This is a genomic window from Frankia alni ACN14a, assembly GCF_000058485.1.
In the GTDB taxonomy this organism is placed as follows: Bacteria; Actinomycetota; Actinomycetes; order Frankiales; family Frankiaceae; genus Frankia; species Frankia alni.
Window position 1 is genome coordinate 887,550 of sequence record NC_008278.1, and the last position, 24,912, is coordinate 912,461.

The window sequence follows — 24,912 nt, forward strand, 5'->3', positions numbered from 1 at the left end:
CCCCCGGCGCTGTGGCGTGACAGTCGGGCAGCCAACACTTAATGATCTTCAGGTGATCGCGTCAGCGAACGCTCGGTGACTGCAACAGGCAGACGATCCGTACTGCAGTCGTACTGCAACCGGGACAGACACCCGCAGACGTCCGTGGACATCACGCAGCCTCTGACCTGCTCCGATGGACACCTGTGGACGTCCGTGGACGGTGCGCCGAGGGCTACGGATCAGAAGGTTGGGGGTTCGAGTCCCTCCGAGCGCACGCAAGGTTGAGACAGGCCGGAGCCCCGCACCCCCATCCAAGGTGCGGGGCTCTGCCGCTTCAAGAGCCAGAACGACCGGCCATGCGCCCGAGCGCGACCAGCGCCAGGCCGCCGAGCAGCAGGCCCAGGCCGAGCAGGCCGAACCGATCCACGAACAGCAGCACGCCGATGGTCGCGGTATCAGAAGCGGCCCGAGCGCCAAGAAAACCGCCGGTACGTTAGGGTTCGCGGAAAACGAAGGAGCGGCTAGGACTGCGCTGCCATCCCGAACTTCTCCACGGCCAGACGGCGGGATTCATACTCGTCGAGCCACCGCAGGTGGTAGATTTCGCCGACGAACCTGAGGCGCCCCAGATCCCAGTCGTCGAGCTCCTCAGGGAGGTCGTCGGGTATCACGATCGTGTCCGTGAACGAGATCTCGCTTCCCGGCAGCACCAGGTACAGCATGGCTGCATGGCGGCCCGCTGACCACCGACGCCACCATAGGGCGCCGCCGGTCTGCTCCGAATAGACCTCCGGCACGACAAGCAGGAGTCCGATCTCGACCGGGCCATCGCAGATCCGCGCCACGCGGTGGCTGTACCGTTCCAGCCGCGGGTCAGCCACAAGGGACTCACGCGGCGGGCGCCAAGGCACCGGCTGACCTTCCTTCCGGATCGGATGAGAGACAGGCCGTGGACAATCCTCGGACGAACCGGTGACTGCCGCCAGCAGGCCGAGCGGCGGGAGCGTACGCCCCGAGACATCCGACTTCCGGACGGCTGGAAATGGAGAGGTTCCAGTGGGGCCTCATCAGGACGACCGACGTCACGGGTGGGCTCGCAGGTAGGCGAGGACCGCAAGGACCCGGCGGTGATCGTCAGCTTCCAGGTGCAGGCCCAGCCGGGTGAAGATGCTGCGCACATGGGAGTCGACCGTCTTCTCCGCGAGGTGAAGCCGCCGGCAGATTCCCTGGTTGGATCGACCCTCGGCCATCAGGGCAAGGACCTCGCGTTCCCGCCGGCTCAGACTGCCGAGCTCGCGGCGCCGGGCCCGCATCAGCAGGTCGACGATCGCGGGGTCGACGACATGGCCGCCCCGGGCGACGCGGCGCACTGCGCCCACGAAACCCATGCTGCTGACCCGCTCTTTGAGCAGGTAGCCCACGGACCGCGGGTCGTCGCCGAACACCGCGTCGAGATAGTCCGACTCCAGGTACTGGGAGAGCATGAGCACGGCAGTGCCGGGATGGGTCCGGCGGATCTCGACCGCCGCCTGCAGCCCTTCCGTCGTGCCGGTCGGCGGCATGCGGACGTCGACGACGGCGATGTCCGGCCGAACCGAACCGACCGCTGCCAGCAGGCTGACCGCATCGCCGACCTGCGCCGCCACGTCGAAGCCGTGGTCGCGCAGCAGGACAGCCACCGACGCGCGGATCAGCTCCGCATCGTCGGCGAGCAGCACTCGGATCGGCCCGTCCGGCGGTGTGGGCGGCATCAGGTCATCATCGGGTGTCACCGTGACGGACGCCGTCGGGTTGCGGGGCGCCGTCGGGTTGCGGGGCGCCGTCGGGTTGTGGGACGCCATCGGGGCCGGGTACGTCGTCATGTCGCGCGTCCCCTCTGTCGTGGCTCGGATTCCCGGCGTGCCGGCTGGACTTGGGCGCAGGGGATGACCGCAGCGATGCGGGTGCCGGCGCCAGGTTCGCTGCGGACGGTCAACGTCCCGTCCAGGGCAGCGACGCGATCGCGCAGGCCGAGCAGGCCGGAACCGGAGCCGGAACCGGAACCGGAACCGGCGCCGCCGACCCCGTCGTCGGCAATCTCGACCCGCAGAGCACCGCAGCTGTAACCAACGGTAATCCACACACCGGTCGCCTGGGCGTGCTTCAACGTGTTGGCCAGCGCCTCGGCGACCACGAAGTAGGCAGCCGCCTCCGCCGACGGGTCCAGCCGTCCGAGCACCGGTGGAGGCGCGGGACGCAGGTGGACGTCCAACGGGCATCGCTCCGCCAGGCCGCGCAGCGCGGGTAGCAGGCCCGCGTCGGTGAGGATGGCGGGGTGCAGGCCGCGGGCGAGTTCCCGCAGCTCGCCGATCGCCGCGTCGAGTCCGTCGGCGCAGTCGGCGAGAAGCTGTGCGGCGCCCGGGTCGGTGGTGCCACCGAGGCGGTGCCGTGCCCGCATCAACGTCAGCGCGACCACCACCAACCGCTGTTGCGCGCCGTCGTGCAGGTCGCGTTCCAGTTCGCGGCGGGCGGCGTCGGCGGCCGCGACGATCCGCCCGCGAGACGCCCGCACCTCCACCAGCTGGGCGCGCGCCTCGGCGGTCAGCCGCTGGTTCTCCAACGCCAGGCCCGCGACCGACGTCACCGCGTCCAGCAGGGCGGTGTCCTCCCGCAGCGCCGGGTCGTGCAGCAGCACGGCGACCCGTCGGCCGCCGCGCTCCACCATCCGGGTGCAGCGCTCGGCGTCCGCCGCGGGCAGCGTCATCGGCTGGCCGTCGCCGTCGACGAATGTCCCCGTCTCGGTCTGGGCGTACCCGACCTGCAACGACAGGTCGCCCAACGCCTGGGCCAGCTCGGTGCGCAGCTGCGCGGCGCTGACCGGCTCCCGCAGCCGGACGAGCAGCCTGTCGACCGGGCTGCGCCCCATCCGCAGCCGCAGCACCCCGACGACGAACCCCAGCGGCAACAGCCACAGAGCCACCAGGGAGATCCACATCGACTGTCCCCGCCACGGGTGGCCAGGGCCGAGCAGGCCACCGGCGGCCGTCGCCGCGCCGCCCAGCGCGGTGGCCAGGTAGACCGGCGCCAGCACTCGCCGCAGCGGCCGGCCGGCCCCCGCCCATTGACGGGCCAGCATCACCAGCACGGCGACGGCCACGGCGGCGGTGAGCAGGCTAGCGGCCCGGTCGAGCTGCCCGCTGAGCTGCTCGCTGTCGACGACGAGCAGAAGGTTGCGCCGTGGGATCGGCAGCCCCTCGTTGTTGGTGAACAGTGCCCGGATCGGCGTGAGCCCGAAGGCCACGGCGTAGGCCGTCGCGGCCAGTCCGCGCCGCGTCCGGGTGGTGAGCCTTCCGGTGGGGAACGCCAGCACCAGGTGGGTCAGCACCGCACTGGACGCCCGGGGGAACAGCAGGCCGGCGGTGTGCACCCACGGGGTGGTCGACAACTGCAGGTCCTCCGCGGGCAGCGCGACGCCGACGAGCACCATGAGCAGTCCCATTCGGGTTTCCGGCCGGCGCAGATGCGCGACCACGCCGGCGCAGAGGAAAAGCATTCCGCCGGCGCCGCTCGCCACCGTGTCAGCCGCCGAATGATAGTGCTGGTCGACCTTGAACGTCAGCGCGGCAGCGGTGAGCGGCAGACCGACACCGGCCGCCAACCACAGCGGCGCAACGCCCCACCACTGCGATTGCCCCCGCGACTGCACCTGCATTCCCGCACATTCACACCGGGCCGGACGCGGTGTCAACGGGCCCTGCCCGGTCTGGTTGGTCTGGTCAGACTGATGGGTCTGGCCGGGAAACGGCCGCGGAAGACCGCGACCGCGCGGACGTTTTTCAGGGCCAGCCCTGATGCCGGGCGCCGTCTCCGCCGGCACGCTGAATCCGCATCCCAGCCGTCCTCCGCATCCCGTGTTCCCGGAAGGTGACAGATGGAGCTTTCCCGCAGGCAGTTACTGACCGCCGCATCCGTGGCGACGGCAGGCGCGTTCGTCTCGACGGCCGGACTCACCCCGGCAGCGGCGGCAGCGGCGACGGCGACGCTCATCGGGACGACCGTCGCCGCTCCCGCCATCGTCGGCCCCGGGCCGTCCGGGCAGCCGTTCCAGATCGCCTTCGCGGGCGGCGGCGGCTATGGCGCAGGCGCCCCCAACCATCTGATCAACATTGCTCACGGCAACGACCTGGCGCATCCACGGGTGCTGCCCTACCGGACCGGCGACGCCCTCGGCCTCGCCTGGGACGGCAGTGGCATGAGTACCAGCCTCACCCTCGCCTGGACGCACTACTACGACCGCACCCGGCGGCTCAACCTCGGCCGGTCGGCCAACGGCGCGACCTTCGACCTGTTCCCCGCGAGCAGTCACACGTGCCTCGGTGGGGTTGCCCTCACCCGGCACGACAACGCCGTCATCGTCGGGTGGGCCGGCGGCGGTGGTCCCGGTGGCGGCGCGCCCGACGGCCGGGTCAACGTCGCCGCCCTGGGCGGACGTCCGGTGACCCTGCCCTGGCGCACCCCGTCGGCGCCCGCCCTGGCGGGCGACCCGGGCGTCTTCTGGCCGGACGGACGGCCACGGCTCTACGTCTGCTGGAGGGACGCCGAAGGCTACCTGTACTTCACCTACTGTGGCTATCGCGATTTCGGCGAGTTGCTGGACCGCAGGCGCGTTCAGCGGGTGGAGACCCGCGGGAAAGCCGAACGGAGCTCCCAGAGCCCCGCCCTGGCATTCAGCGGTGACCGCCTGTATCTCGCCTGGCCAGCCGTCGACCGTGCACATCACATCAATGTCAAGATTATCGCCGGTGCCGGCGCCGGGCAGAAGATGACCGGATCGGAGACCGCCTCCTCCGCCATCGCTGTGCAGTCCCACTACCGAGGGTCGGCGAGGGGATGGACAGGACGATACGTCTACCGCGGCACCGACCGGATCGGCGGCGTCTACCTGACTGACGCGATGCCCCTGTGATCCACCGACCGGCCAGAACGGGCACGGACGTTGCCGAAGCCGCGGTCGGGGGTGAACACGACCACCCAGGCGGCGGCACCAGGTGAGGGAGGCGTTGTCGCCACCTCGGGTGCCTACGGCGGTTCGCGACCCCTGACGATGAGGCCGTGGCCGCCCGCGTCCGTCTGGACCACTACCTTCAGCTCGTCCGCGCGGAACTCCACCAGGCCATCAACGTCGGGAGGTCCATCGCCGACTGCGTGGCCCACGCCCGGGGTCGCGTCCCGTTCTGGTCCGACGACACGATCGCCGACGCCCTCACCGACCGCGGAGCCGACCCCCTGTTGCGCTGTCACCGCCGTCCTGCGCACCGCCTACCACCAGCCCCTCACCCTCGCCGACCTCGCCGAACTCTGGCCGGGTGGCCCGGTCCCGGGCAGCTCAGGCCCATGAACCGAATGACCGGGCGACGAAGCCGAAGACGTGCCAGCGGCAAGATTTTCCATGCCTACTCCGCGGAAGCAGCGACTATCCACAGCCTGTGGATAGTCGCTGTGCGTAATGAAAATCGATGGGATTGGGCGGGATGGTGCAGCGAACCGCCTATACAACGGTTGGCGGAGAGTGGCGCCGGTACTCGGAATTTCCGATTTAGAAAAAGTGCCGCGTGTGGTCAGTATCCACGCCGACTCGATGGCCTGACCTGCGTTCCGTGAACCCACTGGCTAGGGTTGCCCTCGCGCCATCACCGCACGAATAGCAATCATGACGAAAGGGTTCACGAGATGACTCAGCAGGAGCAGCAGCAGCAGCGTCAGCAGGTTGAGCAGCAGCTCCGCCAGAACTGGCGGCAGCTTCGCTACCGTCTGCTCGACCAGTTCGGTCAGGTCAGCAGCTCCGACCTGGACGCAGCGAGCGGCATCAACGACCTCATTGCGCGGATCTCCGACAAGACGAACCACAGCGAGCGGTACGTCGAGAACCGTCTCCGGGAACTGGTTGGCGTTGGCGCTGGCCAGGGCGGGCAGTTCGGTGAGCGTCTCGGCGGGCAGCAGGCCGGTCAGGGCCAGCCTTTCGGCGCCCAGTAACAGCCACTCTCCACCGGGCAGGCGCAAGCAGGGAAACCACGGCCCCCACCCGGCGCGCCTGCCCGGCCTTCGCCCGTTGAGAGCAGCCGGGTGCTGACCCGTCCCGAGTCGGCGGCGGGTCGGAACCGATGCTGACGGATGGCAGCCACAACGGCAGTCAAGGCCACGCCCGGCGGTGGACGGGCGACGGCACTCGGCGGACGAGGCTGAGCGTGCGACCGCAGCGGCGGACGCTGGCGGACGAACCTCCGACGATGAGCTGGCTCACGAAATGACGGGGCAGCCCAACCGGATGTCTCGCTCGAAAGCCGCTCCAGGAGGGACGCGCACGGTTGAGAAAGGCCAGAGCCCCGCACCCCGATCCAAGGTGCGGGGCTTTGCCGCTTTGGGATCTTCGGTACTGCAATCAGGGCTGCAATGGCGGCACGGTAGTCAGCCGTCCTCGCGGCGGATGCGGAGCAGACCGCCTCGATCGCCGAGATCACCGTGCGGGCTGCCTGGTCGTCAACGCGGAATACCACGATCCCACGATGGGACCCGGGCGGATAGGCACGGACGTTGCCGAAGCCGCGGTCGGGGGTGAAACAATCCGGCCATCGTCGCCTGCAGCGGCGAGCATCTCAGGGTTCGTCCGTCCCGCACGCTGCTCGCTGAACACGGTGTCGGCGTCGATTTTGAACGTGGCGAGCCGTTCGGCCAGCGAGACCGGTAGGGCGAGCAGGCCGCCCCGGCGGCCGACGTGCTTGTCTGGCATCCCTCCGAGGCAACAGCCCTGGCCACCGCGGCGGCAATGGGCGCACGGGGCCGGGTCGAGATCCGTGACAACGGCACACCCATCGACCTGACCGACCGCAGCGCAGGCATCGACTACCTGACCTTCCGCCGTCTCGCCGAGGCACTGAACGTCAGCCCCGGCAAGCTGGACCAGCTACGCGCCGAGCTCCACCAGGGCCAGCCCGCCGACGAACGCTTCCCCCTCTGGCCAGTCCAACCCCGAATATGCTGAGAGCGGGCTGGAGCCGGTGGAAAGACCGCGGCCGAACAGAAGGCCACTGTCATCGCAACGCCGCTACCAGGCCCCCTCAAAACAGGCGGCCGGCAGGTCACAATCGGCCGGCAGGTCACAATCGGCCGGACGTCTTCCGGTCATCGCGTGAAACGCCGGCGGGGGACCTGGAGACGTACCGCCGTAGCCTTTCCGGCCCGCGAAGGACAGGGCTCCCGGAGCCCAACCGCCAGGACTCTGGACCTGAGCAGGGCCGCCGACGACCCTACAACGGGTCACCAGTCATGACGGCGAGCTACCTTGCCGAGGCCCTGGTTTGTACTACCTTCGGTGGGCGCCGTCGTGCCCAGGTCGGGGTTGGTGCAGTTGAGACGAGAGGCGCAGAGTGAGAACTCGTGTCGGTACCCTCGCGGCGAGCGCACTTCTGGTGTGGTCGGAGCCGACTTCCTGGCCGGTCAGGACATGGCGCTGGAGGCGCCCGGTGTTCTCCTGGCAGCGATGGGGCCTCAGTGTCGTCGTCGGATGCGCTCTCCTCGGTGGGGCCATGGCGCCGGCGGGCGCCCGTTCGAGCCGGCAGGCGACGTGATCAAGCGATGAGGAGTGCGGGTACGCAGCAGGAACCGGATCCCGAGCGGGGACTGACCGAGCACCAGCGCGAGTTGTTCCAAACCCTGGTCGACAGGTGCATGGATTTCGGCATGCCGACCGACGAGACCTTCCAGGCGCTCCGAGCCTGCGTGCTCAGCATCAGGACCGACATTCAGGGAATGACTCGCTACCAAGTCACGAAAAGTGACCGGTAGCGGGAAATGCCACGGCTGCCACCCGAGGGGTGGATAGGGGACGACTCGAACTCAACGCCGGCGACGAGTCTCGGAGCCGGAACGACCCAGCACCGGGGGTAGAACGTGGATCCGACGCCTGCAGTCGATGGCACCGGCGACTCCGGCGATGCTCGAGGTGGCGGCCTACGCGACGTCGTGCGGCTCACCATCCCCGCCGCCGGCGCCTACCTGGTCGTCCTGCGCACGGCGACCGCGTCTCTGGCCGCGCGGGCGGACTTCACCCTCGACGACATTGAGGACCTGCGGATCGCGGTGGACGAGGCCTGCGCCCTGCTGCTGGTCTCCGCGGTCCCGGGATCGGCCCTGGAGTGCGTCTTCACGCTGTCGCCAGGCCTCCTGCGGGTGACCGTCTCGGTCGACAGCTTCGACGGCGAGCCGCCGTCGAAGGACACGTTCGCCTGGACCGTGCTGAGCGCGCTGGCCGGCGAGGTCGCCAGCTCCACCGGGCCGGGCCGGCGAGTCACGATCGCGCTGGCGAAACGGCGCGGCGACCGTGGCTAATAGCTGATCCCGCGGCTGCCGTCCAGCTTCCCGGTCGCCGTCGCGGCCTCGCTCGCTCGCGCGAGCCGGCGACCTGACGGCGTTGAGCTGCGAAGGCGGCAGCGCCGTCCGATTATTGTGGCGGCATGGGATTGCTGGGGGATCTGGTCAGGATCGTGTCCGACCTGGTGACGGGCGGCCGGCGCCAGGGTGAGGCACCCCCGCGGGAGGCGGGACGGGAAGGCCGGCGGCGGTCGGTACCCACATCGAAGGCCCCTTCCCCCGCCCCTTCCTCCGCTTCGCCCTCCCCTTCGTCCTCGGGGGCGGCCGCGCGCAGTCACCCGGCCCGGGAGCGGGCGCGGTCGTCTCGCGCGAACGAGGAGGGCTCGCCGGGTGAGTTCGGGCCGGATGCGACCGTGGAGGTCGATCCGGGGCGCATCGGGTCGGTACGGATGAGCTACGCGCCGCAGTCGGACGGGGCCCCGGATCCCGGTGAGATCGTCTGGACGTGGGTGCCGTTCGAGGAGAACGACGGGCGGGGCAAGGATCGGCCGGTGCTCGTGGTGGCCGTCGAATCCGCGGGCACCTACCTGGCCGTGCAGCTCACCAGCAAGGAGCATGACGGCGAGGGCGACTTCGTGCCCGTCGGCGCGGGCGGGTGGGACAGCGAGCGCCGACCGTCCTGGGTCAACCTGGACCGGGTGATCCGGGTGCACGAGGGCGGGATGCGCCGAGAGTCGTCGGCCCTGCCGCGCGAGCCGTTCGAGCGGGTCACGGACCGGCTGCGTCAGCGCTACGGCTGGCGCTAGGCGCTGTCGGGTTCTCGGCCGCCAGGTCACCCTGACAGCCTTACCCCCGAGTCATTTTCGACTCAGTATTAAGGATTGTCTCCCTTTGTCCAGAAGACCTGAGGTGTTATCGGCGCCGGTCGACTTACGACGATGCCACTGACATAGTTCAAGCAGCCTTCCTGTCGGATGCCGACGTGCAGACTCGCCACCATGAGGTAGCTGCCCGCCGAGGGGTGCCTGGCGTGGAGTCATTATGGCCGAAGTGGCCGCGAGCTGGCACAGCGGCTGAATCCCCGGGCCGCATCGTGATCTCCTCGCCGAGCGCGAAGAAGCCGCCGGCGCCGGCCACCACGCAATCACCGCCGACGGAGAGCAGCGTCACGGTGGCATCGCGGGCACGAACGACGCCCATTGCCCTCGAATTCCGGCGAGGTCGTCGGAACATCGCGAGCACCTCCGTCGGCCATCGTCACTCTCGGAGTTCGACTGATCGCTCCTGTGGTGTGCCGTACGTCTGCGGCGTATCTGAGATCACGAAAAGGTACAGGGGTGCAGCGAACAAGGCGTGCCGTCCCTTCACGCCAGACCCTGAGCGGGGACGTGGAGAGACGCACCACGAGGACTCCCTCGCTCGGGCCCGGACAGCACTTGCGACACAACTCGGTCGCAGTCAGTTTGACCCTGCCTTGGACGCCGCTACCCGCTTTGACAAGCCATACGATCCGGCGCAGGCAACAGTGCGTCCTGGACTGCCTGCACCGACCGGCCCGGATCAGTCGCGCTGGTGGACGACCAGGACCGCGCCGGGGGCGTGGGCGACGACGGAGGTGGCCACGCTGCCGAGCAGGTGGCCGGCCAGCCGGGAGTGCCGATGGGCGCCGAGAACGATGAGGTCCGCCTGGCGCTCGGCGGCGGTGGCGATGATGCCCTTCCAGGTCGGTGCCGCCTGGACGGTCGCGCTCTGGGCGCGGAGTCCGGCGGCGTTCGCGAGGTGAGCACCGTGCGCGGCGATCTCGGCCGCGGCCTTCTCGACCTCGGCGGCGCTGTTCGCGTCGAAATGCTGCGAGCCGACCGGGGTGAAGCCGACGTCGGCCGGCTGCCAGGCGCACACGATGAGCGCCTCGCGTCCGGGCGGAAGCTGCGTCGCGGCGAACTGGATGGCGTGGCCGGCGACGTCACTGCCGTCATAGGCGAACAGCACCGGACCGGGGCGGCCGGCTCGAGCACCGGGCTGCACGGCGTCGGCGTTGGAGTCGGCGTGGGGTGAGGACATGTCAGTCGACGCTTTCCGGGACGGGGAGGGCGATGTCCAGATCATCGAGATGGGGGGTTCGGCGGACTCTGGCCAGCAGCGGGGGAGAGTACCAGGCCGGACGCAGGGCCCCCAGGAACGTGTCGACGTCGGGAGTCTGCGGGCGGGCACCGCTCAGGGCGTAGATTGCCACGCCGATGGCGGCGCCGGCGAGGGCCAGGCCAAGGCCGATCCACAGGGCGATGTTCGTTCCCTCGTTGAGGTCGCCGGTCACCGTGGCCGCGAAATGGGCGAAGATCGGCGCAATCATGAAGGCGGCGACCGCACGTAGCAGTTCGACCAGGGCGAACACGCGCTGAAGGTTGGCGGACGGCAGGGAGAAACCGGCCACGAACAATGCCGGGGCGACCGTGGCGCCGAGGGCGAGCCCGGTCAGTCCCGAAGCGACGAGCGCCAAGGGCTGGCTCGCCGGCATCGCGAACCAGAAGACCAGGATTCCGGCGGCGAGCAGGACCATGCCCACGAGCGGCATGTAGTGCACGGAACGCCGGGTGACGACGAAGCCGAACGTGACCGCGGCAATGACCGCGCCGCCGAGTTCGGGCAGGTAGAGCAGCCCGACGCGCACCGGGCCGTAGGTCTCCGCGAGCACCGAGGCGGTCAGTCCCGTCGCGGACACCGACGCCGCCGCGGCGAACAGCGCGATCACCACGCCCGCGACCGGAATCGAGCTGGTGAGCATCTCCCGGACCATCAGCAGCGGCTGCGTGGCCCGGTACTGGTAGACGACGAGGACGACGATCAGTGCCAGACCGCCGAGCAGCGGTGCGATCACCTCGACGTCCAGGAAGCTGTGGCTGGTCAGTTCGGACGCGCCCAGGAAGGCCGCCAGGCTGCCGACCGCGGACAGCGCGATCGCCGGCAGGTCGCGCGGGGCGTCGGGGTTCGCCGGCGGTGCGTCCTCGAAGGTGAGCACGACCAGCAGCAGCGCCAGCACCGAGACCCCGGTGACGATCCAGAACAGCGGTCGCCAGGCGTTGGCGTCGGCCTGCAGACCACCGATGAACGGGCCGAGTGCGACCGCACCGAAGATACCCATATTCATGATCATGACGGTGGTACGCAGCTTCTCGCGCGGGTAGCCGATTGCCAGCGCGGGGGCCGCGGCGATCAGCAGCATGCTGGTGGCCAGGCCCTGCAACAGGTGGCCGATGATGAACATGGCCGCGTCCTGCGCCGCCGCCGTCAGCACGGATCCGACGACGAGCACGACCGCGTAGACGAGCAGCATCCGCCGTTGCGGCAGGTGCAGACCCAGCTGGACGGCGAGCACCGTCCCCAGCGCGTAGGCCGCGTTGCCCAGGCCCGAGCTGATGCTCATCGTCTGCGCGCTCATGTGCAGTTGTTTGGCGACGATCGGCGCCAACGGCTCCAGCGCGGCCGACAGCGCCAGGTAGGGAATAAGCGCGAATATAACCATGGCTGCGGACGCCGCGTATCTGCCAGCAAGAGGACCTTGACGCATCAATACCTTCTGATTTAGGCGTGCGGAATCCGGGGGAAGGATCGGGGCGTGGGACTACGGACTTTCCCTCCGATACCTTTACTCGTTCCCCGCCGGACGAACAGAGGGGCAGACGGACTGTGAGAATCGTTACCATCGGCTAAATACTGGCTTTGCCAGGAATACCGAACGCGCCGCCGGTGTCGCCTCCGGCCCGGGGCTCGGCTTCGGTCCTCGCTCTGGTCGGTCCGGACCTCGGTCCATGTCCCGGCTCTGGCCTTGGCGCTGGATCCGGCTGCCGCGCTGGATCCGGCTCTGACCTCGGCTTCCGTTCGGCCGTGCCGTCGCCTCGGCGGGACGGGAGTCGTACGACTGGGCGGCCGGTGGACGGACTGGGTGCCGTCTGCGTCCGCCGGCGTGGTGTCGGCGGACCGCCGGGTGGTCCCGGCCGACCGGGCCGATGTCGCCCGGAGTGTGGTCCCGCGCGTGACGTACGGCCAGCGGTGATCGAGCGTTACGGCACGTTCACCCAGTGATGGGGAAGGTCGCCCAGGGGTCTTGATGATCTTTAGATCGTCGTCGCCTGGCGGTGAGAATCCGGTCCGGGTAGCACGGCGGGGTTGGACGCCCCTGCGCGCGCCGGCGCGCACCGCCTACTGATGCCGCTGCAGAGCCGGCCACCACGTCCGGCGATCGTCACCGCCTGACCGCCCGACCGCCTGACCGCGTGCCGCAGGACGCGCGGTCAGGCGGCTCAGGCATCAGGCGATGTTGCAGTTGGTTCCGGCTGCCGCCGCGGTGTAGACGGCGGGAATGAACACCAGTCCCCCGCCGGCAGGTGCCGGGGCAGGCAGCGCAGGCAGGGGCAGTATGCCCAGGTCGGGAGCCGGGGCGGGAGCGGGAATGATCCCCCGGTTGCCCTGGCGGTCACACTCGTCCGACTCGTAGTGATGGATGATCACATCGATGCCCTGGTCGGTGAGGTAATCTCGCAGTGGCTTCGAGGGACCCAGCGTGTCCTTCTGGCCGGGGAAGAAGTGCCATTCGACGTGGAATCCGTAGGCTGCCACCAGCTTCCCGTCGGCGGTTGCCTGCGGTTCGACCTCCTGTGACTTCGAGACCTTCCCGCTCTTGACCTCGTAGGCGATGCGCTGTGCCGTGTTCGCGAAGTCCAGGATTCGCGCCTCGTTCGCACCGCAGGTCTGGCCGCTGTTGCGGGGCAGCGACGTGTCGACGTGGCACTGCCGGGTGAAAGTGGGGGAGGCGTGCAGCACGGTCGCCCAGAAATAGTCCTCCGCCCAGGTCCCGCGGTTTACCGCAAAGGCCTCGTAGGCGTTCCGGCTCACGTCGGTGACGTCGTGCACCGCTCCCTCGATTGCACCCAGGTAGACCTCGTCGATCTGGAGCCACACATCGGTGCCGGGAGCCCAGAATCCGCTGTAGACGGTGACCGACGTGTTGTCCTCTGAATTGAACTTGACGACAAGATCGATATATCTGCCGCCGGTCGGCCCGAACTGCGTCTCGGCGATCGTGGCTCCCGACTTCGTTCGGACACCGAAGACGCCGGTAGCAAAGTTGTCGGAGGTGCGTACCTTGACGGAGATCGCGTAGGCGTGGTGGCGGTCGACGGAGGCGCTCTGGGTGATGGCGTTCCAGTCCTTGCTGGCGGCCCGGATCCAGGCGTTGTTGTCGCCGGCTGCGGAAAATCCCTTACCGCGGTCAATACCCTTGCTGTCCGGCCCTTCGGACCCCCAGGGCCTGGATACGGATCCGCTGTGCTGGCTTTCGAACCCACCGTCCTTCAACAGCTGCTTCGATGCCGCCGAAGCGGCGGGGACGGCGACGAATGTCGCGGACAGTAGAAATCCGAGGACGGCGACCAGGATGACGGCCGGGCGTGCCCTCGGTAGTTTTTGGAACAATCTTCCCTCCGTAGTAATCTCGCTGCGAACAGTAGTGGATTTGACAGAATGCCGACATCCTGGTCGCGAACGGCTAACCCGGCGCGATCGGGGGCAGACCACGACCCGGCCGGTGTGTCGCCGACGCCGGTGCGGTCATGACGCTGTCCGACGGGCGCTGCCGTACCGCACGGTCGCCGCGGTCGCGGAACCCAGGCGCAGCTGGGCGCCGTCCGGCAGGTTCGACCAGGTCGTGCCGAGCCGCCGGCCGTCGACGAAGGTGCCGTTGGCGGTCGGGTTCTCCTCTCGTCCCTGGGCGGTACCGTCCGCCGCCACCCGGATCAGGACGTGCCGGCGCGAGACGTAGACCCGGCCGTGCAGCACCCGGCCGCTGTCGTGGGTGCCGTGCCGACCGATCACGGCGGTCTCCCCGGCCGGGATGACGACCGTGCCCCGGTCGAACCGCAGCTCGACGCCGCCGGGACCGCCACCCCCACCGGCCGCACGGCGCAGATCGGAGGCGCAGAACGGGCAGACCAGCTCGCCGGGCCGGATCGGCGAGCGTTGGCAGGTCGGACAGGCTGCCTGCGGCCCTGGCTCGGCCGACGTCGCGACCTCGAGTCGAGTTGCCGGGGGAGCGTCGGCCGCCGGGGGGCCGCCGGATCCCGGCGAAGCGTCGGGCGGTCCGGGACTGTCCGCCGGCGGTGGGTCGTCGCGGATCCGGGACTGGTCGGTGAGAACCGTGCCGCACCCGCCGCACACCACGGCCGTCCGCGACACGGGCGACCGGCAGACCACGCAGACCCAGCCGGGGGTGCTCACGGCCGCGGCCGCCACGACACGTCGGCCAGCTCGACGCCGCGGCGGGCCAGCGCCTGCTCGATGCGGTTCAGGTCACCGGGGGCGGGGACGCCGATCAGCCACCAGCGTCCGTCGTCCAGCCCGACCTGTAACGGACGCGCGGCGCCGGCGCCTTCGCCGACGGCGCCGAAGCGCTCGCGGCCCAGCGGGGTGAGGATCTCCAGCCGCTGGTTGGCGGAGCCGCGCCACGCCCCGCCGGGAGCGCGCCGGGCAACATACGGGCCGGTGACGACGACGTCGCACCACTGCATCGCCGCCGCCCGGCGTGGGCTGCGGCGCAGCGCGGCGGTGGTGTAGCCGGAGTAGACCAGCACATCGACCGCGGGCAGCTGCGCCCGCAGTCCGCGCAGCAGCGCGCCGAGCGGCTCCGGCTGCTGGAACGGTTCGCCGCCGGAGATGGTCACGCCGGTCAGCCCGGGCCGCTCGCACAGCCACGCGAGCAGCTCCGCGATCGGCGTCGTGCTGCCGCCGGCGGGATCCCAGGTGTCCAGGGACATGCAGCCGGGGCAGCCGATGGTGCAGCCCTGCACCCACAGGCCGGCGCGGATGCCCGGCCCGAGCGACGTCACCGGGAAGTGCCGCCGGCTCATCCGCAGCGTCGCCCCCGACGGGCCGAGCCCCGGCTCCGCGCCGGACACTCCGGGGCCGGACGGTCCAGGGCCGGACGGTCCAGGGTCGGACGGCGCAGGGCTGGGCGGTTCAGGACTGATCACGGTGGCGCACCTTCACCAGGCCGGCACGGAGGGGGCCGCCGCCCTGGGATCCCGTCGGGCCGGCGTCCGGTTGCGGCGGAGGCCCGGACCGGCGCAGGGTCAGCGTGCGCCGGCCCGAGCTGCCGCCGAGCTCGGTGACCTCGACGACGGTGCCCCGCGGGAACCCCTCCCGGAACAGCGCGTGGGCCAGGGGGTTGACGAACGCCGACTCCAGGAACGACCCGATGCCCCGCCCGCCATAGGCCAGCACCGTGTCCGAGGTCGCCTCCCGCACGAGCGCGGCGCGCACCGCGGCGGACGGCCGCACGTCGACGGCGTGCTGCTGGCGCACGCGCGCCAGCACCCGGGCCAGCTGTTGCTCGAAGATCCGCGCCCCGGTCGGCTCGTCGATGAAGCCGAACACGACGATGTTGTCGCCGAGGCGGTTGAGCAGTTCCGGACGTCGCAGCGTCTCGACGAAGTGCCGGCGGATCTCCGCCTCGACCCGCCGCTCCAGCTCCGCGCGGTCGGTCTGCGGGGTCAACGGCGGCCCGTCGGACGCCTGCATCCCGAGATTCGAGGTGAAGACGATGATGCTCTCGCTGAAATGGACGGTTGACCCCGTGCCGTCCGTCAGTCTGCCGTCATCGAGAACCTGGAGGAACTTGTCCAGGATGCGGGGAGCGGCCTTCTCGATCTCGTCGAACAGCAGCAGGCTGAAGGGGCTCTGGCGTACCGCGTTCGTCAGCTCGCCGCCGGCGTCGTAGCCGACGTAGCCGGGCGGCGCGCCGGTCAGCCGGTCGGCGGAGTGCTCGGCGGCGAACTCGCTCATGTCGAAGCGGATGTAGGCGTCCGCCTCGCCGAAGACGAGCTGGCTGATGGCCTTGGCGAGCTCCGTCTTGCCGACGCCGGTCGGCCCGGCGAGGAACAGCACCCCCCGCGGGCGCACGACACTACTCGCCTGCGCCCCGGACAGGCCCATCACCGACCGGACGAGGATGTCCACCGCCCGTCCGACGGCCTGCTGCTGCCCGAGCACCGCGGCGTTGAGGGTTTCCTCGGCGTCGCGCAGCCGGCCGCGCAGCTCGTGCTGGCCCCACGGGTTCTCCCGGACACCGAGGCGGTAGCTGCGGGCCGCCGCCTCCATCGAGGACACCTCGGGGATGCCGGAGCGGCTCAGCTCGACGATCGCCGGCAGGCTGTTCAGCGGCAGTCCCTGAACGCTGTCGGCGAAGCGCCGGGCCAGCGCCGCACGCTGCTCACCGGTGAGCCCGGCCGACTCCGGTAGCAGCGGCAGCAGCGCGGTGGTGGCCGTCAGCCGGTCGTCGAGCTGCGGGACCGGCACCGCGATGCGGCGCAGCGGAACCGACGGCGACATGAACGACGCAGGCAGCTCCTGTTCGTTGTGCACCAGCCAGATCAGCGGGTTGTACCGGGCCCGCTCGTCCGGCCAGACGAAACGCATCGCCTGGTGCGCGAGCTTCTCGGCGGCGGTGAAGAACGCCTGCTCGTTCTCCATCAGGTTCGCGGGATTCGTCACCAGCCGGCCGGCGTAGTCGATGATGAGCGCGACCGGGGTGTCGACGATGCCGGGCGGACGGATGTCCGGCCCGTCCTGCGCCTCGGCGCCCTCGGCGCCCTCGGCGCGGTCGGGATCCGGGCCGTGGACGACGTGGCGCATCCGGTCCGCGAGGGCGGCCAGGTCGAGTTCGCGCTGCGGGGCGCGGATGCCGTACCGGGCGCGCAGCACCTCCTGCTGGGCGCGCAGCCGCTCCTCCCGCTCGGGCCGCGGCATGGCCCGTGGCAGGTGCAGGCGCAGCCCGTCCACCGGGTCGGCGACCAGGACGTGGTGGTAGCCGCTGGCGTCGAGGGTGTACCAGAGTCGGTCGAGCAGCGACAGGAACTGCATCGGCCCCCGCGGCGGTGTCCACAGATGCTGGTCCCGGACATTGCCGTGCAGGACGAACTGCGGGTGCGTGAACACCGAGGACTGCAGGTCGCGCAGCCAGCCGGGGACCCGTGGCCCGTCGACGTCCGTCCCGGCGTTCCTCGGTTCGGCCGCCTCGGCGCGTTCGCTCATGTGCCTTGCAGCGTGCTCGCCGCGTGGGTGTGACACGCGCGTACCTCCTGCCCGTACGACCCGGCCGGCCGGGTCGTGTCCGTCAGTGCTTCAAGGGACGGCCGGTGCGTCCCGGGGATGTCCGGTGCTTCCGAGGGGAGGCCGGTGGGCTCCCAGGGATGACCGGTGGGGTCACAGGGACGGCTGCGCGTCCGGGAATGGAACCGGCGCAGACAGACCGGATCCGGGGTCGGAGGAGGGGCGCTCGATGGCGAGCGAGCACGATGCGCCGCGGCCGGCACGCCGGTCACCTGGTCGGGACCGGGGTTGGCGTCGGCGCTGGTGCTGGTGCCGGCGTCGGCGCTGCGGCCGGGCAGTCGAGCAGGCCCTGCCGCTGCTTGCTTGCGAGGACGGCCGTCGCGGCGTCCGCCAACCGGCGGGCGAACACCGGCGAGCGGTGGGCTTCGGCGGCGAGCGCCGCAGTCATCGGTGCGGCGTCCGCGCCGCGGACGGACAGCACGAGGTCGCCCCCGGCGGCGACGAACCGGACGGCCCGTTCGCCCACCGGCACCGACTGCACCGCGACGGCCGAGCCGAGGTCGTCCGACACGATGACGCCGCGGAACCCGAGCTGGTCGTGCAGCAGCCCGGTGACGACCGGCGCGGAGAACGCCGCGGGCGTGGCCGGATCCAGCTTCGGGTAGCGGGCCAGCGAGACCATCACCGCGGCCGTTCCGGTGGACACCGCGACCCGGAACGGCTCCAGGTTCGGGTCGGTCGTGGTCGCCGCATCGTCGACGGCGGCGGCCGACGTGTCGGTGTTCTGATGCACCCGGCCGAGGCCGGGGAAGTGCTTGGCCGTGGCGAGCAGGCCGCTGTCCTGCATCGCCGGGACGACGACGCCGATGTCGCCCGCGACCGCGCTCGCGGCGGTGCCGAAGTTGCGGCCGTAGGCGCCGATCGGCGGGTTGGACCGCGCGGTGCCGGCGGCGACGGTGTCGGCGACCGGGGCGAGGTCCAGGGTCACCCCGGCGCCGGCGAGGACGCCGGCCCAGGCGGCGGTGCGCGAGCGCAGGGTCGCCGCGTCCCACCGGCCCTGCTCGACGGCGCTCGGGATCGTCCCGAAGCCGGGGCCCTGCAGCGTCTGGACCTGCCCGCCCTCCTGGTCGACGGCGATGTGCGCGCCGACGCCGACGTCGCGGCGCGCCGCGTCCTGCACAGCCCGCAGGTCGTCGCGCAGGCCGGCGGCCGACTGGGTCGAACGGCCGGCGAGGAACACCCCGCCGAGGCGCGACTGGCGGATGAGCGCGATGGCGGAGCGCACGTTGGTGACCGGGACGCCGATCATCATCACCTGGCCGGCCTGCTGCTCGATGCTCATCGCGGCGGCCCGGGCCGGGGCGCAGGACGCCGTCGGGCCCGGTCTCGCCCCGGACGCGGCGAACCGGTCGGCGACCGTCGCCGCCGGCGCGGTCGGGCCCGGGCGGCCGCCGGTCCCGTCGCTCGCGCTGCTCCCGCCGGACTCGCCGGACAGGGCACCCAGGGCGTCGAGGTCGGCGTCGAGGCCGGTGGGGAGGCCGGCGGGGAGACCGGAGCCGGACGGGTCCGGCGCGAGGGTCGGCCTGGTCGCCGTGGCCCGGGTGGCATCGCCGTCGCCGGGCGAGCCGTGTGCCCTGGCGACCACGACGACGAGGCCGAGCACCGTCGCGAGCAGCGCCGGCAGCAGCAGCCGGAACGGCACCACCTCGCCCAGCCCGTACAGCCAGTCCGGGATCGGCAGGTACCACCGCCGATGCCGGATCCCGGGCGCGCTGGCGCGCCGGCTCAGTCCGAACACCGCGACCTCCACCTCGCTGGCGACCTCCACCTCGCTGGCGACCTCCACCTCGCTGGCGACCTCCCCCTCGCGGGCGACCGCCACCTCGCTGGCGACCGCCACTTCGCGGGCGACCTCGGACGCGCGGATGCACCCCCTGAGCCCAAGGGAGTTGATCGTGAAGGACGTGACGACGAAGGAGGCACAGCGTGACCGAGGGCAAGCCGTATCCCGGGTACCCCGCCGGGCCGAGGCCGCAGCTCGCGCCGGGTGTCGCGGCGCTCCTCGCCGCGGCCCTGTTCCTGCTGGTCGTCGGCGGTGGCTACCTCGTGGCCCGGACGACCGGCGTGATCGGCGGCGGCTCCGGCCGGACCGCCACGCCGAGCGCGGCGCCCGTCGCCGCGGTGCCGTCCGGGGCATCCGGCTCCGGTGGTCGGGGTGGGTCGTCCGCCGTCCCCGCCCTGCCCGGCTTCGCCACCCCGGCCCCGCTCACCCGGACCCCCGTCCCCCCGGCCACCAGCACGCCGGACGAGATCGCCCTGCTTTCCGAGACGCGGGCCGACGCGGTGCTCACCCAGCAGGCGGCGCTGGACCGGCCCCGGGTGGAGGCACTGCGCGGCTGGTGGGTTCCGCAGGTCTCCAGCAAGTGCGTCGGCCTGCAGGTCGACATCGAGCCGGACTGGACCCCGGACGGCACCCCCGACGTCCCGAGCGTGACCGAGGCTCAGATCGCGGCCTTCCACGTCGCGCTGCAGCAGCGCTACCGCACGCTGACGACGAGGCAGACCACGCTCGGCATCGACGGCGACTTCGCCACGAAGGGCCCGTGCAGCGGCCGGATGGTGTGGATCAGCATCGTGCCGCAGGGCTTCAGCAGCGCGGCGGGAGCCAACCAGTGGTGCACCGACAGGAACATCCCGCTCGTGGAGTGTGATGCGCGGCTGGTGGCACCGGGTGGCGACAGCTACCAGGTGCCCCGCGGCTGACCCGGCCCGGCCAGCCGCGGACGGCCGCCCCGGCAGGGTCACGAGCCGGGCAGCCGGCGCCGCAGCGGCTGCGGCGCCTCGTTGCGCCGGCGCCGCTGCGCGCGGCGGCGGGCCGCGGCCTGCTCGCTGGTCTCCGTGCCCCGGGTCTGCTCGGCGTCGACGGGCAGTTCGGCGCCCGGCGCCCGGCGCGTCTCCTCCTCGTGCTCGACGCCGACGACGGCAAGGCGTTCGGCGACCCGGTCCACCTCGTCCGCCGCCGCCGCGCACGCCACGCTGTCCGCCGCCAGGACGGACGGCTGCCGCCCGCCCGGCGACCCGATCTCGCCGGGAACGACGGTCTCGCCGGGAACGACGGCCTCGCCGGCCACCACCGTGCGCACCGTCGTCCAGGCCAGCGTCGCCTGGTGCGGCCGGCCGTCCCGGCGCAGGGCCATCCGCAGCTCGTGCTGGCCGCCGAGCTCGGCGCGGACCTCGACCGTCCCGTCCTCGGCCGTGACGACCTCCAGATGCTCGGGGTCGTCCGCGAGTTCGCGGATCGCCTCCCGCAGCGCCTGCGCCTGATGGCGCCGGGCGACCTCGGCGAGCATCGCGTCGACGGCGGCGATCGCCCGGCCGCGCAGCGGACCGTCCAGCGCCCGGCGGCCGGCCAGCACCGCCAGCAGCTCCGTGCGCACCTCGGCGCCGGCCGAGTCGACGGCGCTGGCCCCCGGACCGTCCGGCAGCAGCGGCTGGATGAGCACCGCGGCGTCGGCGGCTGCCGCCTGACGCCGCCGGACCGCGTCCCACACGTCCTGCGCGGTGGCGTGCAGCCCGGCCAGGCGGGCGTCGACATCACCGGGCAGCCGCCCCCGCGCAACGGCCGCCGCGGCAGGGGCGGCCGCGGCGGGGTTGGCTGCGGCGTCGAGCGCTCGGCGCAGTGCACGGTCGGCGGCGGAGGCGGCGTCGGCCAGGGCCGCCCGCTCGTCCACCGAGGCGAACGCGATGCGCGCGTCGGTCAGGACGGAGCGCATCTCGGCCTGGACCGAGGCTGCGAAGTCCGGCACCCCGGCGGGGGCCGCCGGGGGAACTCCGGCGCCGCCGGCACCGCCGGTGGCGCCCCTGCCGCCGGCCGGCTGGGGGAGCAGCCGCACCCGGCTGCCGCCTGTCACGGTCCCGCCTGTCACGGTCCCGGCCGCCACGGTTCCGGCCGTCGAGGGGGCGGCCAGGGGGCTCACGGCGGGGGCGTGCAGCCGGGACAGCAGCGCCGCGCCGCGACGGCGGGCGAGCTCTCCTTCCAGGTCGGCCAGACGCCGGTCCAGCTCACCGCAGCGGCCGAGCACCGCGTCGGGCTGGTCGCTGCGGCCGAGGGCGACCAGCGCCAGGTCGACCGGGATACCCTCGGCCACCGCCGCGGCGGTGAGCTGGCCGATGCGCGCGTTGCGTTCGGCGACGGCGTGCACCGTCGACTCCCAGCGGCGGGCATCGGCGACGGCGGCCTCGCAGGCCGCCGCGGTTCGCGCCGCCCGGTCGGCGCCGAACCGCAGGCTCTGCGCGACGGCCCAGCTCATCCCCGCGCCGGCGGCACCGGCGACGGCGACTCCGGCGGCGACGACCACCACCGTGCCGGCCGCCGCCACCGCCGCGGTCTGCGCGGCGCCGAGCGCCGCGTGCGCCGATATCGTTGGGGCGACGCTGACAACGCCGATTCCAGCACTCATGATCCTTCTCCTGTGGACCGTCGGACGGTGGATTGCGTGCCGCCGGGGCGCGGGCCGCCGGAGGGGACGCTGCCGGTCGGGATGCCGCCGGTTGGGATGCCGCCGGTTGCGATCCGGACGACGCGGGGCCGCATCCGGCCGGGCTGGTCGCCCTGGGCGTTGCGCCGACGCTCGCGGTAGTCGCGGGACCAGTCCGCGCGCCGGACGGCGACCCCGCGGGTGGCGACGACGAGCTCGACCGCCTGCCACAGCGGCGGCACCGCGACGACCAGGACGATCACCACGGCCAGCGCCGCCAGCATCGCCAGCCCCGCGAGGACACGCGGACCCGTGTCCATGTCCTGCAGCCGGCGGGAGGCGTTCGCCCGCCGCACCTGCTGGGCGCGGGCCCGGGCGGCCCCGGCATCGCCGCCGGAGCCCGGCCGCCGGTAGTCGCCGGCGAGTTCCGCGGCCAACCCCAGCTCCCGGTAGACGTGGACCGCGAGCACCCCGGCCGCGACCGTGGCGAACAGCAGGAACCACGGCAGTGACCAGGGTCCGCCGCCGCGGGCGGCGCCGGCCCACAGATGCAGGCCGAGCAGGACGAACGCGCCGAGTGCCCACGGCACCATCCGCCCCGCCGCACGCCGGCGCGCCGCGGGACCGCCGGCCTGTCGCCGCGCGTCCTGGCGCTCCCACTGCTCGCGGCGCGCCCGAGCCGCCGCCGCGTCGCGTTCGTACTGGTCCCGGGCGGCGTCGGCGGCCAGTCCGGCGGTGAGTGCGTGCAGCAGCGCGGCCGCCAGGTCCACCGCGCGGCGCAGCTCACCCCCGGACACCGGACTCACCTCCGGTGGCGGTTCCGCGCACGCGGACCCGCGACGACGTCCCGGTGGCGCGCACCCGGCGCTGCGGGCCGGTGGATGCGGCCGGCGAGGCGGAACCACCGGGCGGCATCACCCCCACCGCCCGCATCAGACCTGACCATGCGCGCGGCGCCCACGGGCCGAAGCGGGCGGTCTCGGCACCCAGCACGTCGGACAGCTCCGCGGCGGCGGCCGTCGGGTCGGCGGCAAGCCACAGCCCGGTCGCGTTCGCCCATTCGGGCAGCCAGGTCGGCAGCGGCCAGCCGGAGGGCGCCGGGGCCAGGTCGTGGGCCCGGCGGGGCAGCGTGCGGGCGGCGAGGTCCCAGCCCTCGGCCACCGCCGCGAGCCGCCGCCGCGCGGCGGCGACCGCGGGCCCGGGATCGACGACCCGCCCGTCCGCCGCGGTGAGGACGGGCTGCGCCAGCAGCGGCAGGACGCGCTCCCGGCGCAGCTGGTCGACGAGCTGGCGTTCCTGGCCCTGCCGACCCCTGGCGATCATCCCGCGGGCGTCGTAGGCGATCGACCGCAGGGACTCCGGAGTGATCGCGATGCCGCGGAAGCTCGGCGGTGCCGCCGGGTCCAACCAGCGCACCAGGTGCAGCAGCCGCACGTCCGCGGAGATGCCGGTCCGGCGCAGGCGATGGTCGAGCAGCTCCGCGAGGTCCTCGTCGCTCCAGCCGGCGGCGGTCCGCGGCCGCACCGCGCGCAGCCACTCGACCAGCTGGCGCCAGCCCTCGCCGCTGTCGTGGCCGCCGTCCACCGGCAGGAAGCGGCGCCGGGCCGTCGCCCAGGTGACCGGATCGGCGCTGATCGCGGCGGCGAGGCCGGCCGGCTCCTGGAAGCGGCGGGCGCGCAGGCTCAGCGTGACCTGCTCGGCGTCCGCGGGACCGGCCGCGGGCGTCCCGCCGGCCAGCCACCGCGAGATCTCCTCGTGGCCCCAACGGTCGGCCTGGTCGCGGGTGAGCAGGCCCTGGCAGAGCAGCCGGACGCGGTCGTCGACCACCATGGACACGTCGACGCCGCTGCCCGCGAGCTGCCGCGTCCAGGCCGCGTCGTGCACGCGGCGGTAGCCGCGCACCCCCGTCGTCAGTTCCAGCACGACCATGCCCAACGCCCAGTAGTCGCGGGCCGGGGAGTCCCACACCAGGCCGGCGACATGTGCCTCCGGCGGCATGAACCGCGGCGTGCCGAGCCGGCTGGTGAACCGACCGGCGCCGTCGATCAGCAGGGCGATCCCGTAGTCCCCGAGCACGACGTGCAGGGGGTCGCGGCACCGCACCAGGATGTTGCCCGGCTTGACGTCACGGTGGACCAGGCGCGCGGCATGTAGGGCCGCCAGGGCCGAGTCGAGCTGGCGGACCAGCTCGCGGATCGCCGCCGGCTGCCACGGTTCGAAGGTCTCGCCGTGGGAGTCCACCGTGGCCCGCACGGCATCCTCCAGGGAGCCGTCCGGCCAGTACGGGGAGATCTCGTAGTCGTGCCGTCCGGCGGTGCCGGTCTCCCCGAGCGTCTGGACGTGATCGTGGCGCACGCTGCTCACGGCGGCCCACACGGCCCGCCGGTCCTGTTGCTGCTCCGGGTCGTCCGGCCGGCGTTCGGGGTCGTAGAGCTTGAGCACCCAGCGGCGGCCCGCGTCACCGACGAGACGGATCCGGCCGCCCGGCGCCTGCGCACGCGGGCGGACCAGCAGCAGGCTGGCCTCGCCGCCGGCGGGAAGCCGGCCGCAGAGCTGCCAGCTCACACCGAGGTCGCCCGGCAGCCCGTCGGTCAGGGTGATGCGAGGCCTGCCGCCGGCCCGGCCGAGCAGCGCGGCGGCCTCGGCGCTGCTCGGCTCGATCCGGGTCACGTCCTGCTGCTGCGCCGCGGCGGACTCGACCCGCGTCAGGTCCTCGCCCGCCGGCGCGGCCGGGTCCAGCCGGGTCACGCCGGAACCCGGCGGCGCGGAAGGCTCGAACCGGGTGGCCTCGGACGCCGGCCCGCGCGGCTCGAGGCGGGTGACCTCGTCGTCTGCCGCCGGTTCGGCAGGGGCGTCGTCGGGTTCACCGGAGCTGGTCAGCGCGCACCTCCTCGGCCTTGGGCGCCACGGTCACGGTGCGAGCGCCGCATACGGGACAGACGGACCAGAGCCGTCACCGGGGCGCGTCCGTCCGTCCGTATCCAGCGGCGGGGGAAAGCGGGCCCGC

The 24,912-nt window shown here is 72.4% G+C and carries 18 protein-coding genes and 1 pseudogene; 6 read left to right on the forward strand and 13 right to left on the reverse strand.

Translation table 11 applies throughout. The annotated features are described in order from the left end of the window. Nucleotides 1-503 precede the first annotated feature (503 nt). The 3 genes from FRAAL_RS03505 to FRAAL_RS03515 all read right to left on the reverse strand — a co-directional run bounded on the left by FRAAL_RS03505 (nt 504) and on the right by FRAAL_RS03515 (nt 3,673). On the reverse strand, nt 504-863 hold the full coding sequence (locus tag FRAAL_RS03505; RefSeq protein WP_231861490.1) for a hypothetical protein: 360 nt from the start codon (nt 861-863) through the stop codon (nt 504-506). A gap of 201 nt (nt 864-1,064) precedes the next feature. Then, the gene (locus FRAAL_RS03510; protein ID WP_083866697.1) at nt 1,065-1,844 is read right to left on the reverse strand and encodes a response regulator transcription factor; all 780 of its coding nucleotides are present in this window, start codon (nt 1,842-1,844) and stop codon (nt 1,065-1,067) included. After that, a complete protein-coding gene (locus tag FRAAL_RS03515) occupies nt 1,841-3,673 on the reverse strand; it encodes a sensor histidine kinase (RefSeq protein ID WP_050997001.1) in 1,833 nt (610 codons plus the stop codon). Before FRAAL_RS03515 ends, FRAAL_RS03510 begins: the two co-directional genes overlap by 4 nt. A gap of 219 nt (nt 3,674-3,892) precedes the next feature. Between FRAAL_RS03515 and FRAAL_RS03520 the strand changes: the two genes are divergently transcribed. From FRAAL_RS03520 to FRAAL_RS34555, 5 genes and pseudogenes are all read left to right on the forward strand, one after another. After that, on the forward strand, nt 3,893-4,927 hold the full coding sequence (locus tag FRAAL_RS03520; protein ID WP_011602061.1) for a hypothetical protein: 1,035 nt from the start codon (nt 3,893-3,895) through the stop codon (nt 4,925-4,927). 764 nt (nt 4,928-5,691) lie between these two features. Next, complete coding sequence (locus tag FRAAL_RS34550) at nt 5,692-5,994, forward strand: hypothetical protein (protein ID WP_041938782.1); 303 nt, start codon at nt 5,692-5,694, stop codon at nt 5,992-5,994. Between the two features lie 730 nt (nt 5,995-6,724). Then, a pseudogene (locus tag FRAAL_RS03535) lies at nt 6,725-7,000 on the forward strand (DUF1152 domain-containing protein); the annotation flags it as partial. Nucleotides 7,001-7,908: 908 nt separating this feature from the next. Continuing rightward, on the forward strand, nt 7,909-8,346 hold the full coding sequence (locus FRAAL_RS03545) for an ATP-binding protein (protein ID WP_041938784.1): 438 nt from the start codon (nt 7,909-7,911) through the stop codon (nt 8,344-8,346). 395 nt (nt 8,347-8,741) lie between these two features. After that, on the forward strand, nt 8,742-9,134 hold the full coding sequence (locus tag FRAAL_RS34555) for a type II toxin-antitoxin system PemK/MazF family toxin (RefSeq protein ID WP_231861491.1): 393 nt from the start codon (nt 8,742-8,744) through the stop codon (nt 9,132-9,134). Between the two features lie 754 nt (nt 9,135-9,888). On the opposite strand, the gene FRAAL_RS34135 is transcribed toward FRAAL_RS34555, so the two are convergent. The 7 genes from FRAAL_RS34135 to FRAAL_RS30915 all read right to left on the reverse strand — a co-directional run bounded on the left by FRAAL_RS34135 (nt 9,889) and on the right by FRAAL_RS30915 (nt 19,327). Beyond that, nucleotides 9,889-10,389, reverse strand: a complete 501-nt coding sequence (locus FRAAL_RS34135) for a universal stress protein (RefSeq protein WP_041938785.1) — start codon at nt 10,387-10,389, stop codon at nt 9,889-9,891. A gap of 1 nt (nt 10,390) precedes the next feature. Continuing rightward, the gene (locus FRAAL_RS03560; protein ID WP_231861492.1) at nt 10,391-11,848 is read right to left on the reverse strand and encodes an MFS transporter; all 1,458 of its coding nucleotides are present in this window, start codon (nt 11,846-11,848) and stop codon (nt 10,391-10,393) included. A 785-nt stretch (nt 11,849-12,633) separates the two neighbouring features. Then, nucleotides 12,634-13,680, reverse strand: coding sequence for a hypothetical protein (locus FRAAL_RS30195; RefSeq protein WP_011602072.1), 1,047 nt, complete (start codon nt 13,678-13,680; stop codon nt 12,634-12,636). 252 nt (nt 13,681-13,932) lie between these two features. Then, nucleotides 13,933-14,598, reverse strand: coding sequence for an FHA domain-containing protein (locus FRAAL_RS03570; protein ID WP_162137455.1), 666 nt, complete (start codon nt 14,596-14,598; stop codon nt 13,933-13,935). Continuing rightward, nucleotides 14,595-15,350, reverse strand: coding sequence for a 4Fe-4S single cluster domain-containing protein (locus FRAAL_RS03575; protein WP_197537244.1), 756 nt, complete (start codon nt 15,348-15,350; stop codon nt 14,595-14,597). Before FRAAL_RS03575 ends, FRAAL_RS03570 begins: the two co-directional genes overlap by 4 nt. Next, nucleotides 15,337-17,409 carry an AAA family ATPase gene (locus FRAAL_RS03580; protein ID WP_050997003.1) on the reverse strand — a complete coding sequence of 691 codons (2,073 nt, stop codon included), beginning with the start codon at nt 17,407-17,409 and terminating at the stop codon, nt 15,337-15,339. The genes FRAAL_RS03575 and FRAAL_RS03580 overlap by 14 nt, the downstream gene beginning before the upstream one ends. Nucleotides 17,410-17,695: 286 nt before the next feature. Beyond that, nucleotides 17,696-19,327: a glycoside hydrolase family 3 N-terminal domain-containing protein gene (locus tag FRAAL_RS30915; RefSeq protein ID WP_063822595.1), complete on the reverse strand. Its 1,632-nt coding sequence runs from the start codon at nt 19,325-19,327 to the stop codon at nt 17,696-17,698. A gap of 86 nt (nt 19,328-19,413) precedes the next feature. Here FRAAL_RS30915 and FRAAL_RS03590 point away from each other — a divergent pair, with 86 nt between their 5' ends. Next, nucleotides 19,414-20,190 carry a hypothetical protein gene (locus FRAAL_RS03590; RefSeq protein ID WP_011602078.1) on the forward strand — a complete coding sequence of 259 codons (777 nt, stop codon included), beginning with the start codon at nt 19,414-19,416 and terminating at the stop codon, nt 20,188-20,190. A 38-nt stretch (nt 20,191-20,228) separates the two neighbouring features. Here FRAAL_RS03590 and FRAAL_RS03595 read toward each other — a convergent pair whose 3' ends face one another. The 3 genes from FRAAL_RS03595 to FRAAL_RS33450 are packed head-to-tail and all read right to left on the reverse strand — an operon-like array spanning nt 20,229 to nt 24,653. After that, entirely contained in the window at nt 20,229-21,887 is a 1,659-nt protein-coding gene (locus tag FRAAL_RS03595; RefSeq protein WP_011602079.1) for a hypothetical protein, read from the reverse strand. Further along, a complete protein-coding gene (locus FRAAL_RS32310) occupies nt 21,884-22,702 on the reverse strand; it encodes a hypothetical protein (RefSeq protein WP_011602080.1) in 819 nt (272 codons plus the stop codon). Before FRAAL_RS32310 ends, FRAAL_RS03595 begins: the two co-directional genes overlap by 4 nt. Beyond that, on the reverse strand, nt 22,689-24,653 hold the full coding sequence (locus FRAAL_RS33450; protein WP_011602081.1) for a protein kinase domain-containing protein: 1,965 nt from the start codon (nt 24,651-24,653) through the stop codon (nt 22,689-22,691). The genes FRAAL_RS32310 and FRAAL_RS33450 overlap by 14 nt, the downstream gene beginning before the upstream one ends. Nucleotides 24,654-24,912 lie beyond the last annotated feature (259 nt).